A 13,658-nucleotide genomic window follows, 5' to 3' on the forward strand; every position below is an offset into this window, starting at 1 on the left:
TAACAAATAACCAAATTTAGCTATTTTCGTAAAGTACAAAGTTGTACGATCGCAGTTTAATTTCTTCGCCTGATGTTAGCTTTTCTGCTGCAATTGTACCGGAACCTTGCCACTTTTCATCGGCAGAATCGAGGATTTTTCGCCAATTAGATTGAGCAAATTCTGGTTTGAAACTAACATCATTTTGGTTGAAGTTCATCAGACACAGTATTTGGCTGTCGTCACTCCATCGCCGCCACCAAACGATCTTTTGTTGTTCGTCTGCGCCTGCTTCGATATTGTTTCTTTCTTTTTTAGTTAAAGCAGGAATAGTGTTACGAAGTTGAATGAGATGTTGATACCAAGACCAGATGACTTTGTGTTTACCTTCTTGGCGTTTTTCCCAGTTCATTTTACATGCCAAGAAAGTTTTAGAAGATTCTGGATCGGGTGGGTCTCCCACAGCATGAAAGGCAGCAAATTCTTGTTTTCTGCCCTCTCGTACTGCTTTAATTAAGTCTGGATCGGAGTGACTGACAAAGTAGGTAAAAGGTGCTTCTTCGGCGTATTCTTCGCCCATAAATAGGAGGGGAATATAAGGCGAAAGAATTACTGCACCAGCAGCAAGCTTGAGAGCATCAAAAGGAATTAATTTTGATAGTCTTTCTCCTAAAAGTTGGTTGCCAATTTGGTCGTGATTTTGAATGCAGACGACAAATTGAGATAAATCAGTGCGATCGCTTGCTGAATTACCATGAAATCTCTGACGGTGGGGGGCATATTTCCAGTCGTAAACAAAGGTATCGCGATAAGCTTTTGCTAAGTCTTCGCATTTACCAAAGTCTTGATAATAGCCGTCACTATCGCCTGTTAATAATGCGTGTAAAGCATGGTGAAAATCATCGCTCCACTGCGCGTCAAGTTCGTATCCACCTACTTCTTGCGGACGAATAATTTTTGCATCATTTAAATCGCTTTCCGCAATTAAGTAATACTTTCTCCCTTGTTGTTCGGAAAATTCTCGAACTTTTTCGGCTAATTCTGCTAAAAAGTGTTTTGCCCCCAGATCGTAAATTGCATGAACTGCATCTAATCGCAATCCGTCGATGTGAAATTCTCGCAGCCAATAAAGGGCATTTTCGAGAAAAAAGTGGCGCACATTGTGACTGTGGGCATCGTCAAAATTAATCGCGCTACCCCAAGGAGTACGGTAAGTTTGAGTAAAATAAGGCGCGAAATTGCTAGTGTAATTACCTTCGGGTCCAAAGTGGTTGTAAACTACATCGAGAATTACCGAAATGCCTTGTTCGTGACAAGCTGCAACGAGTTGTTTTAACTCTTCAGGAGTCCCGTAAGAATTTTGGACGGCAAACGGGTAAACCCCATCGTAGCCCCAGTTACGATAAGCACAGCTACCATCTGGGGGAATATTGCCAGGAAATTGAGCGATCGGCATAATTTCGATCGCGTTGACTCCCAACTCTTTTAAGTCTGATAAACGGGGAATTATCGTGGTAAAAGTTCCCTCTGGAGTAAACGTACCGACATGTAATTCATAAATAATCATCGACTCTAGCGGTACGCCAGCCCAATCGCGATCGTCCCAAGTAAATTCATGGCTAATGACTTGAGAAGGCTTATGTACGCCATGCGGTTGAAAATAGGAAGCAGGATCGGGGCGAGTTTCGCCGCCATTTATTTCCAAAAGATATTGCGTACCAGGGGGAATATTATCGGCAACAACTTTCCAGTATTCCCCCTCCCGTTCCATCTGCAAAAAGCGATTTTCAGGGGACACAATTTGCACGCCAAGCGACTCGATATTCGGTCCCCAGACAATAAATTCACAGCGATCGCCGCCCAAGTAGTTAGCACCAATTTTCATAATTTGTCATTTGTCATTTGTCATTTGTGAGTGACTGGTGGCTAGTGACTAGTGACTAGACTCAATTCTAGTCACCAGCCACGAACCACTAGCCTCTGCTTAAACCATTTGACGCAACAAAACGAGCGATCGCGCTGTGACTGGAACGGTGCGATCGCCTGTATAGATGCGTTCTTCTTGGATAAAACGCGGTTCTTTGGTATCAATAACTAATGCCCACTGATTATCTTGCATTCCTTGTGGCAAGTTGAACTCAAGAGTTTCATAGTGGGCGTTGAAGAAGATGAGGAAGCTATCGTCGCTGATGCGTTGACCTTGCTTTCCTGGACTGGGAATCATGTTTCCATTCAAGAACACGCCCATTGATTTTGCGTATCCTATTTCCCACTGTTCCTGATCCATCTCGCTACCGTCAGGATTGAACCACATGATATCGCTGACACCAGAACCGTGAATCGCTTGACCTTGGAACCATTTACGGCGACGAAATACAGGGTGTTGGCGGCGGAAATAAATTAACTCGCGGGTAAAATCTAATAAATCTGTATTGCCCTGGACTAAATCCCAATTAAACCAAGAAATTTCGCTGTCTTGGCAGTAACCATTGTTGTTTCCATGCTGCGTCCGACCCATTTCGTCACCCCCAAGCATCATGGGGATACCTTGGGACAGCATCAGGGTAACGAAGAAGTTCCGCCGCTGGCGTTCCCGTAACTGCAATACTTCTGGGTCGTCTGTCTCGCCTTCTGCGCCGCAGTTCCAAGACCGATTGTGGCTTTCACCGTCGCGACTTTCTTCGCCGTTGGCTTCGTTGTGTTTCTCGTTATAGCTGACGAGATCGTTGAGCGTAAAACCATCGTGGGCGGTGATGAAGTTAATGCTAGCATTCGGTCGCCGCCCATTCTCTTGATAGTACAAGTCGGGGCTACCCGTCAGCCGATAAGCAAATTCTCCTAAAGTGCTGTCTACGCCACGCCAGAAATCTCGTGTCGTGTCGCGATACTTTCCGTTCCACTCCGACCAGAGAACGGGGAAGTTACCAACTTGATAACCACCCGTACCGATGTCCCAAGGTTCAGCAATGAGTTTTACATCCGCGATCGTCGGATCTTGGTGGATAATGTCGAAAAATGCTGAGAGTCGATCCACTTCGTACAGTTCTCTTGCCAAGGCTGAAGCAAGGTCAAAGCGGAAGCCATCGACGTGCATTTCTGTCACCCAATAGCGCAAGCTATCCATGATCAGCTTCAAAACTTGGGCGTGGCGTACGTTGAGGGAGTTACCGCAACCGGTAAAGTCCATGTAGTATCGCGGATCGCCGTCTACCAATCGGTAATAATTGGCGTTGTCAATTCCCCGCATCGAGAGGGTAGGACCCATATGGTTGCCTTCCCCCGTGTGGTTGTACACTACGTCCAGAATGACTTCAATTCCAGCACGGTGCAGGGCTTTGACCATTTCCTTAAACTCTGTCACCTGCTGCCCTAGAGTGCCACTAGAACTATACTCGGAGTGAGGTGCGAAATAATTGATCGAATCGTAGCCCCAGTAATTCCGCAATCCTTTATCAGCCAGATGTCCTGGGACAGAGAGGAAGTGATGTACGGGCATTAATTCAACTGCGGAAATTCCTAAACGCTGCAAATGCTCGATCGCGGCTGGGTGTGCCATTCCTGCATAAGTCCCGCGCAGTTCTTCAGGAATATCCGGGTGGAGTTTGGTAAAACCCTTGACGTGAGTTTCGTAAATAATCGTTTCGTTCCAAGGGGTACGTAGGAGTTTATCGTCTTCCCAGTCGAAGCTTTGATCGACAACGACTGATTTTGGCATCAACGCGGCGCTATCTAAATCGGAAAACGATAAATCGGCTTCTTCAGACTCCCAAGAGTAGCCGTATAATTCTGGACCATTGCCAACTTCTCCCGCGATCGCTTTTGTGTATGGATCGATCAGTAGCTTATTGGGGTTAAAGCGATGTCCTTCTTGGGGTGCGTAGGGTCCATGCACTCTATATCCATATCGTTGACCTGGACCTATACCTGGTATGTAGCCGTGCCAGACGAAATTACTGACTTCTGTTAGCTGTATGCGAGTTTCTTCATCATCGCGATCGAACAAGCATAATTCTACACCTGTGGCATTTTCCGAAAACAAGGTGAAGTTCGTGCCTTTGCCGTCCCAACAGGAACCCAAAGGATAGACATTACCTGGCCAAAGTGCAACATACATAGGTTTGGCTGTGTGTCAAGTATTAAGTGGTGAATGGCGATCGTAGGAAATCTGACTAAAAAGCTTTTCCTACTTTTGGAAGAGTCTATCTCAACACAGTACCGATTCCAAATTTGCTTGGCTATCTATCCTAAGCAGGAATCAGTTATCAGTGACCAGTTATCAGTTATCGGTGACTAGTGGCTGGTGGCTAGTGAAGAAAGGGTGTGGGGTGTAAAGATTTTACATTTCTTTCTCCGCGGCTCTCCCTCAGCAACCTTGCGCTTCCTCAGATCCCTCAGCCTCCTCAGCTCCCATTCTTCGAGAAGGGCTTCGCCCTACAGCTCCCTCAGCTCCCTCAGCCCCCTCAGCTCTCTTCTCCCCGACTCCCCAGTTAGCGGCTATAAATTTGCGTCATTTCCAACAGGCGATCGCATATTTGAGCTGTCAGCATTTGGGAACTTTCGTATCGCCAGCGCCAGTTGCCTGCATTTACGCTGGGATCGTTCATCCGGGCGCGATCGTCTAAGCCTAGAATGTCTTGTAAGGGTAGAATAGCTAAGTCTGCAACTGAGGCTAATGCTAATTGAATGAATTTCCAATTAATTTCTGTTATCTCTGCAACAGATTTATAACCTAAATATTTCGCAACAAATTGCTTTTCTTTGTCGCTAGCTTTGTTCCACCACCCAATCGCGGTATCGTTGTCGTGAGTGCCGGGATAAACGACGCTATTACGAACGTAGTTGTGAGGTAAATAGGCATTACTTGAGTCGTCTCCAAAGGCAAATTGCAGAATTCTCATGCCCGGAAATTGAAAGCGATCGCGCAATTCTTCGACTTCTGGGGTAATAATGCCTAAGTCTTCTGCCATAATTGGCAAACTTCCCAAAGCATTACCCAAAGTTTCAAAAAATTCTACTCCTGGGGCTTTAATCCACTCGCCATTAATTGCAGTCTCTTCGCCTGCTGGGACTTGCCAGTATGCTTCAAAACCGCGAAAATGATCGACGCGGACGATATCGACATATTCTAAAGTGGCTTGAAAGCGTTGAATCCACCAAGCAAAGTTTGTTTGTTGCAATTTATCCCAGTTATAGACAGGATTTCCCCATAATTGTCCCGTAGCACTGAAATAATCTGGGGGAACGCCAGCGATATATGTAGGTTCAAAAGTTTGGGGATCTAATTTAAATATTTCTGGACTCGACCAGACATCAGAACTGTTGTGACAAACATAAATTGAAATATCACCCACAATTTGAATGTTTTTGTCGTTGGCGTATTTTCGTAGTTGTTTCCACTGCTCGAAAAATTTAAATTGAACGAATTTATGATAGTTAATACTCTCCTTTAGAGAGTTTCTTGCTGCTTCTAGTGCTGCTGGTTCTCGGCGGGCGATCGCTCGTTCCCAATTATTCCAGCTTTTCCCTTCGTTGGCTTCTAATAATGACATAAAAAGTACGTAGTCATCGAGCCAGTAAGATTGAGATTGACAAAATTGTGCGTATTCGGGGTTTTGATGAGTATTAGCTTGTTGAAAGTTTTCAAAAGCGATTTTAAGAAATTTAGTTTTATGCGGAATGACGCGATCGAAGTTGACTCGATTGAAATCCACATTTTCTAATGGACTTAGTTCTTCTTTCTTCAACAACCCTTCTTCTGCTAGCGTATCGAGACTAATTAATAACGGATTGCCAGCAAAAGTGCTGAAATTCATGATATACGGAGAATGCTCGTATCCCGTGGGTCCCAAAGGCAAAACTTGCCACAATTTTTGTCCGCTACTGGCGAGAAAATCGATAAATTCGTAAGCTGATTTTCCTAAATCGCCAATTCCATGTGGGCTGGGAAGACAGGTAGGATGCAATAAAACGCCGCTAGCACGTTGGAATGTCATAAGGATATTTGAGGTGAACCAGGATAGAAGATAGCGCGTTATTGTCGGTTTTTCATGCTGCTAGGGGTAGAAAATGAAGTAGGGGCGGGTTTAGCAGATATGTCAACCACCATCACTAAAAATCTTCATCCAAAACCCTCCCAATCGCACCATTCCAGGTACAGTTGGTAGTGCGATCGCCAGTAGCCTACACAATTGGGGAATTCTAATAGATGTAGATATTAGGTTTTTCCCCTTGTGAAATACGATCCAACCAAACACAATCGCCAATCAATTCGGTTGCAGAATTATAATTATTCCACTGCTGGCGCTTACTTTATCACTATATGTACCCATCAACGAGAATGCCTATTTGGAGAAAGTTCTGAGGGAGTTATCCAACTGAATCGATTGGGTAAAATTGCGCGATCGCACTGGATGAATTTACCGAAATATCATTTAAATCTGTATCTAGATGCCTTTGTGGTTATGCCAAATCATCTGCATGGAATTTTAATTCTTCACGTTGACAAGGCGGGTTTTGACCCAAACATCTGCTATTACAACCGAAATTCTATCTGGCGATCGCTTTGACAGGGCGGGTTTCGATCGAACATCTGCTACTACAACCGAAATTCTATCTGGCGATCGCTTTGACAGGGCGGGTTTCGATCGAACATCTGCTATTACAACCGAAATTTTATCTGCTAAACCCGCCCCTACAGAAATACCGGGTGTAGAATCTACCTGGGAAAATAATCGAAATCACGCCAAATATCACGCTTTGCCGGAAATTATTCGCGGATTCAAAACATTTTCTGCCCATCAAATCAATAAAATCCGACGAGTATCAAAAATCCCAGTTTGGCAACGCAATTATTACGAACATATTATCCGCAACGAAGAATCATTAGAGCGAATTCGCCAATATATTGACAACAATCCCAGGTCATGGTTTACGGATCGATTGCACCCAGGCAATCCCAACCACCTGTAGGGGCGGGTTTAGCAAATATGCCAACAACCTCAACCGAAAATTTTCATCCAAAACCCGCCCCACCGCGCCATCCCAGGTAGGGTTCGCATTTGGCACGATCGCAAGGGCAGGTTTGACAAATTGATTTTTGGTTGTGGGAACGAATTTACAGGCAAAACCCGCCCCTACAGGAATTTCATTGGTGGTTGGGCGGGTTTGACAAATTGATTTTTGGTTATGGTCGTGAATTCTCGTTAAAAACCCGCCCCTACAGAAATTTCCTTGGTGGTTGGGCGGGTTTGACAAATTGATTTTTGGTTGTGGGAACGAATTTACAGGCAAAACCCGCCCCTACAAGAAACTCATCCCTATGCCTAAACTTCCCTCTCTGGGTACTTGTGGAAATCGCGCTAGACTCAATAACTTGAAACAGTGGTTTTTGGGAATACAACTAGCGAGAACATGCAGTACGTATTAAAAGATGACCCCCTTTGGTTCAAAGATGCCATTATCTACGAAGTGCCAGTACGCGCCTTTGCCGATAGTAATGCTGATGGAATTGGTGATTTTCGGGGGCTAACGGAAAAACTCGATTACCTCCAAGACTTAGGCGTTACCGCAGTTTGGATACTACCATTCTTTCCCTCACCACTCAGAGATGATGGCTACGATATAGCCGATTATAAGAATGTTAATTCAATTTACGGTAATTTAGACGATTTTCGCGAATTTTTGAAAGCCGCCCACCAACGTGGCATTCGCGTCATTATAGAATTGATCGTCAACCATACTTCCGACCAACACCCTTGGTTTCAAAGAGCGAGACGTGCGCCTAAAGACAGTCCAGAACGAGATTTTTACGTTTGGAGTGACACGCCAGAGAAATACCAAGAAGCACGGATTATCTTCCAAGATTTTGAAACTTCTAATTGGGCTTGGGACCCAGTGGCTAAAGCTTACTACTGGCATCGTTTCTACTCTCACCAGCCCGATATTAACTACGATAATCCAGCCGTGCGAGAAGCCGTGTTTGACGTGCTTGATTTTTGGTTGGGTATGGGTGTTGATGGGCTGCGGATGGATGCCGTACCTTATCTCTACGAACGGCAGGGAACGAACTGCGAAAATTTAGATGAAACTCATGTTTTCTTGAAACAACTCCGCCAGCAGGTAGATGCCAAATTTCCCAACCGAATGCTGCTAGCCGAGGCAAATCAATGGCCTGAAGATGCAGCAGAATATTACGGGAATGGAGATGAGTGTCACATGAACTTCCATTTTCCGCTAATGCCGCGCTTGTTCATGTCGCTGCGGATGGAAGATAGCTTCCCGATTTTTGATATTTTGCAACAAACGCCAACAATTCCCGATAACTGTCAGTGGGCGCTATTTCTGCGAAATCACGACGAACTGACACTAGAAATGGTGACAGATGAAGATCGCGATTATATGTATCGAGTCTACGCCCGCGATCCAGCAATGCGGTTGAATTTGGGAATTCGTCGCCGTCTCGCACCCCTACTTGGAAACGATCGCCGTCAAATTGAATTACTCAACAGCCTGTTACTCTCTCTTCCAGGCACTCCCGTACTTTACTACGGCGATGAGATCGGCATGGGAGATAACGTATATATAGGCGATCGCAATGGCGTGCGGACACCGATGCAGTGGAGTTCCGATCGCAATGCTGGTTTCAGCCGCGCTAATCCGCAAAAGTTATACTCGCCCGTGATTGTTGACTCGGAATATCACTACGCCGCCATCAACGTTGAAGCACAACGGGCTAATACCAATTCTCTCTGGTATTGGATGAAACGCTTAATTGCCACCCGCAAGCGTTTCCAAGCCTTCGGACGCGGTAGTTTTGAATTATTGCACCCAGATAACCGCAAAGTGCTTACCTTTACGCGCACTTATCAAGGCGAACATATTCTAGTGGTGGCAAATCTGTCTCGCTTCGTGCAAACAGTGGAACTGGATTTATCAGCTTTTAAAGGCACGACTCCAGTAGAAATTTTTGGTCGCACGGAGTTTCCAGCGATTGGCGATACTCCTTACTTCTTTAGCATTAGCCCTTATGCCTTTTATTGGTTGAGTCTAGTTGCCAAGCCGAGCGAAATCCAGCCTGCTAGACCCCAAGCAGAGTTACCGACATTAGTTGTCAATAGCAAATGGCAAAATATCTTTGTTCAGCGGGATTTAAGAGTCAGACTAGAAGCTATACTGCCAGAATATCTGTCTACGTGTTCTTGGTTCAATCCGAAAACGCGGATAATTCAAGCCGTACAAATCGCCGAAGTTGTTGCCATCCCCTACAAAAATACCGAAGCCAGAGCCGTTTGGTTGCAGGTAGATTACGTGCAGGGCGATCCAGAAACTTACTTGATGCTGCTGGCTTATGCCGAGGGAGAACAAGCAACACAGACTTTAACAGATAACCGCAGTGCGATCGTTGCTAATTTGTTGGTGCAAGGGAAAGATAAATTCGGTGTATTATTTGAAGCCACCGCAGATAAAAGTTTTCTTGCCTCGCTGATTGAGGCGATCGCCTGTCAGCGGCAGTATAAAGGTATGGCAGGGGAACTGATGGCAACTGCTACCGATCTCTATCCTCAAACGAGCAACAACGGTAAAAAACCCCTAGAACCGACTGTATTGAAGCAAGAACAGGGCAAGACTTTTATTGTCTACGAGGGATTGGGTGCTAACGGTGCTAACCCCAACAACCATCTCGTTCTCAAACTCTTCCGCCAGCAAGAAGAAGGGATTAACCCAGATCTCGAAATTCGGCGCTTTTTGGGCGAGAAAAAACGCTTGCAACACTTTGCCCCATTAGTAGGAGCGATCGAATATCACCGCCCGTCAACAACACCAGTCACGGTAGGGATATTGCAAGAATACATCCGCGATACCCGCAGTGGTTGGGAATATACCCTCGATAGCCTGCGGGACTACTTTGAGTTAGTCACAACACAACATGCAGAAATGACTGAGATCCCCATACCTGGGGGAAATCTTCTCGATATGGGGAGTCGGGAGTCGGGAGTTGTAGGGGCAGGTTTATCGAGCCTACTTGCAATAGAACAAAAAATTCAGCAGTTAAACCTGCCCGTACAGGAGTCAGTAGAGGCGGGTTTAGAAACCCGCCCGTACGGAACTCAGGAAGAAGAGTTCGAGCCATTTTCTTTGGCGAATCGAACCATCGGTTCTTATCTAGACAGCGCTCAAATTTTGGGACAATCGACAGCAGAACTACACATCGCCCTTGCTGCTAATGGCGACAATTCTGGATTTACTCCAGAACCATTCTCGACATTTTACCAACGTTCCATTTACCAACAAGCTCGCAATCTCGCCGGACAAGTTTTAATCGCGCTCAGACAACGTTTAAAAACGCTGACACCGCACGCCCAAGAATTAGCTCAAGATGTCCTGAATCGCCAAGAGCAAATCATGGAGCGCTTTGGGTTGATCCTCAACCAAAAAATTACTGCTATGCGGACTCGCTGTCATGGCGATTATCATTTGGGACAAGTACTTTATACAGGTAAAGACTTCATCATCTCCGATTTTGAAGGAGAATCGGGACGCAGTTTAAGCGATCGCCGCATTAAACGCTCTCCTTTGCGCGATGTTGCCAATATGTTGCAGTCTTTCCATTACGCTGCTAACGTCGGGCTGCACAACGAAATCGAAAGCGGGATGCTTCGTACAGAGAACTTACCCATCATGCAGCAGTGGGCGCAGTTTTGGTCTACCTGCGTCGGTGCGGCTTTCCTCAATTCATATCTCGCGATCGCTTCTCAAGACTCTTTCTTACCCAAAACCAAGACTGAGTTACAAGTTCTGCTGGATGCTTACCTCTTAGAAAAAGCAATCCACGGCTTGGGCTACGATCTCAATTCCCGTCTCGACTGGGTAGAGATTACCTTGGGGCGGATTTTGCAGCTGTTGGATACTTGAGGTTTTTTCTAGCAATTCCTGTAGTAGGGGCGCACAGCTGTGCGCCCCTACTAGTTGCTGAATTATCCGCTCGATTTCCATTAGTGCATCTCTACTGCAAATAAAAATTGATAAAACTTGATATTAATTTTTTAAAGAAAGACGCTTCACGCGGCTTTTGATAGATTTTTAATGTAAAATCATCGCAATCTCAGCCCTGCGGTCGTTGCTCGAAGAATAATCTTATCGGGCGATCGCAATCGATGACAGGAGCGTAAATGCTGCTACGACTACACTTAGGTGGCGATCGCTAACATCATACAAATACTAAGTATCACAACAAACAAGCTATAAAAATCTATAAGTTATATGAAACTAGCAAAGCCAGAAGATTTACAAGTTTTAGAGCGCATTCTACACCAACGCTTGCAAGCTGAGTTTTCGCAAGTCGATCGGCTGAAAGTCGGGTGCGCGATCGGCGATGACGGTGCTTTAGTGATTTTGAGCCAACACCCACCACAAGTCAATCTCGATACTGATAAAACTTTTACTGCAATTGGGCAGGCTTTACAGTCTTTACGTCCTCAAGCAGTTCAGTCGGTCAGGGTTTATTTGAGAGAGGCGGGGCAAAAACAAATTTACGCTCAACACGATATCACTTTAGAACCAGTGGAGGTGGCTCCTGACTCTCAGGTGATGTTAAATGAGGCTCCCCCCATTATTTCAGAAACACCAGTATCTCCACCCGAGACAGAATCATCTCCGCCTGTGGTGCAGCCATTCTCAGGCGATCGCAGCATTGTAGATGAAACGCCAGCATCCCCAATTCCCACAGTAGAAGAGCCAGAACCACCAACTAGCCCTGTTGTCCTTGAAACACCGCCTGCACCTTCTATTCCTGACTTAGAAGAGCCAGAACCACCAACTAGCCCTGTTGTCCTTGAAACACCACCTGCAACTGCGACAGAACAGCCGCTAGCAACCAGTAACATCGATTTATTGACTAGCGATCGCACTCCGGCAGCACCAGCAGCACCAGAATTACCCCCTCCTACCGAAGCAGCAGAACCGCCAACAGAAGATGAGGCTGAAATTACTGCTCGCGATCTAACAACTGACGTGAAGATCGATCCCATATCCTCCCCACCACTATCAAAGCCTCAAGTCGAGGAGCCTCAAATCAAAGAGGAGCGAGTAGAAGATACGCCTGTTGCCAATCGGCAAGATGTACCCATCGAAGCGTCAAGTTTAAACTTAGAAACTTCTTCACCAGAAGCACCAACTGAAACCTGGCGATCGCTACCTTTCGAGCAACGGTTAGAAACAGTTGCTAAGCCTGAACCAGCAACTCAAGCAGAATCAACAACAGACTCCAATACAAACACCAATACAGCTACACTTCCCTACCCTGTATTACCTTTACAGCGATTGCCCAAAGCAGCTAAGACAAAAATCCCTCGGGCGGCGCTAATTGCTGGAGGTGGAGTCGCAATTGTAGCATTCTTTAGCAGTGCCTATGTCTTATCTAGCCCCTGTACGATTGGTAGGTGTCAGCAGCTCGCAACAGCAAAGCAGTTATATCAAGAGTCAAATCGAATCGTCCAAGGAGCCAAGCAGCGATCGGAATTAATTGATGCTGAAAAACAACTGCAAGATGCAAACAACCTGCTCAAACAAATTCCACCCTGGTCGAGCCGCCACCAGGAAGCACAAAATTTTTCCAGCACGATCGCCAATCGAGCCACTAATGTAGATCGAGTGCTGGCGGCGTTGGAAGAAGGCGATACAGCAGCAAACAAGCTGAAACAACCCATCCGCTCCTTGGAAGACTGGCGTGCCATCCAAGCTTTGTGGCAAAGAGCGATCGCCTCTTTATCTGCGGTTCCTAAAGATAGCGATTTATATCCCTTAGCACAGAAGAAAACAACTGAGTACCGAGGCAGCTTGCAAGCTGTAGAGCAGAAAATGCAAGCGGAGCAACAAGCATTTCAAAAATTCCCTCAAGCGCAAAGTTCAGCGCAAGCAGCACAGCAACAGCAACTGACGGCGCGATCTTTACAGGCTTGGCAAGTCGTTCGTACCAATTGGCAAAACGCGGTAGACAATCTTAGCGCGATTCCGCAGTCGAGTACGACTTATCAACAAGCACAGCAACTACTCGCACAATATCGCCCTCAACTGCAAGCAGCTAGCGATCGCGTTGCCAAAGAAACAATATCCACCAAAGCATTTTCCCAAGCAGTCAACTCAGCCGAACTTGCCGAACGGCAAGAACAACAAAATCAGTTTGCTACAGCTCAAACCAACTGGAGACAGGCTTTAATCTCCGCTCAACAGATTCCCAGTGGAACTCAGTACTACGACAGAGCGCGATCGCTAATTAATACTTATACCGCGAAGCTCGAACAAGCTAACAGCAGCCTGCAAGGCGCTAATCTCACCCAAAAAGTTCGCGCCGACCTCGATCGCGCTTGCTCCGGTAGAATTCGAGTATGTAGATACAAATTAGATAACAAACAAATCTTCGTCCAGTTAACTTCCAGCTACGAACAAGCTGTCGAGAAAACATTTATCAACGCCAGACTCAGGGGTGATTCAAAAGCCCAATCTGATATCGCTACTCAATATCGCACCCTCAAGCAAGTTCTCGAAAGCATTAGCAACACGACCCGCCTACCCTTACAAATTTATGCCTCTGATGGCGGGCAAATGCATTTTTATAAGCCGAAGGAGTAATCAGTTGTCAGTTATCAGTTATCAGTTATCAGTTATCAGTGAAGAAACGGTGT

At 45.8% G+C, this 13,658-nt stretch carries 8 protein-coding genes; 4 read left to right on the forward strand and 4 right to left on the reverse strand.

Annotated elements, in window-relative coordinates; genetic code table 11:
• Positions 1-16: 16 nt before the first annotated feature.
• The 3 genes from treZ to malQ form a co-directional block, all read right to left on the reverse strand.
• A complete protein-coding gene (gene treZ / locus QH73_RS18155) occupies positions 17-1,864 on the reverse strand; it encodes a malto-oligosyltrehalose trehalohydrolase (protein WP_039716019.1) in 1,848 nt (615 codons plus the stop codon).
• A 99-nt stretch (positions 1,865-1,963) separates the two neighbouring features.
• Entirely contained in the window at positions 1,964-4,093 is a 2,130-nt protein-coding gene (gene glgX / locus QH73_RS18160) for a glycogen debranching protein GlgX (protein ID WP_039716018.1), read from the reverse strand.
• Positions 4,094-4,466: 373 nt separating this feature from the next.
• Complete coding sequence (malQ, locus tag QH73_RS18165) at positions 4,467-5,978, reverse strand: 4-alpha-glucanotransferase (protein WP_309476512.1); 1,512 nt, start codon at positions 5,976-5,978, stop codon at positions 4,467-4,469.
• 231 nt (positions 5,979-6,209) lie between these two features.
• Here malQ and QH73_RS18170 point away from each other — a divergent pair, with 231 nt between their 5' ends.
• Positions 6,210-6,545, forward strand: a complete 336-nt coding sequence (locus tag QH73_RS18170; protein ID WP_132867354.1) for a hypothetical protein — start codon at positions 6,210-6,212, stop codon at positions 6,543-6,545.
• A complete protein-coding gene (locus QH73_RS27870) occupies positions 6,493-6,948 on the forward strand; it encodes a transposase (protein ID WP_201278214.1) in 456 nt (151 codons plus the stop codon). The genes QH73_RS18170 and QH73_RS27870 overlap by 53 nt, the downstream gene beginning before the upstream one ends.
• Here QH73_RS27870 and QH73_RS18180 read toward each other — a convergent pair.
• The gene (locus QH73_RS18180) at positions 6,901-7,269 is read right to left on the reverse strand and encodes a hypothetical protein (RefSeq protein WP_165587729.1); all 369 of its coding nucleotides are present in this window, start codon (positions 7,267-7,269) and stop codon (positions 6,901-6,903) included. The two genes, QH73_RS27870 and QH73_RS18180, sit on opposite strands and share 48 nt — an antisense overlap.
• A 120-nt stretch (positions 7,270-7,389) precedes the next feature.
• Here QH73_RS18180 and treS point away from each other — a divergent pair, with 120 nt between their 5' ends.
• Together treS and QH73_RS18190 are read left to right on the forward strand one after the other, a co-directional pair.
• Positions 7,390-10,890 carry a maltose alpha-D-glucosyltransferase gene (gene treS / locus QH73_RS18185; protein ID WP_039716016.1) on the forward strand — a complete coding sequence of 1,167 codons (3,501 nt, stop codon included), beginning with the start codon at positions 7,390-7,392 and terminating at the stop codon, positions 10,888-10,890.
• 348 nt (positions 10,891-11,238) lie between these two features.
• On the forward strand, positions 11,239-13,605 hold the full coding sequence (locus QH73_RS18190; RefSeq protein ID WP_132867358.1) for a hypothetical protein: 2,367 nt from the start codon (positions 11,239-11,241) through the stop codon (positions 13,603-13,605).
• The last annotated feature ends 53 nt before the right edge of the window (positions 13,606-13,658 follow it).

This window comes from Scytonema millei VB511283, from assembly GCF_000817735.3.
In the GTDB taxonomy this organism is placed as follows: domain Bacteria; phylum Cyanobacteriota; class Cyanobacteriia; order Cyanobacteriales; family Chroococcidiopsidaceae; genus Chroococcidiopsis; species Chroococcidiopsis millei_B.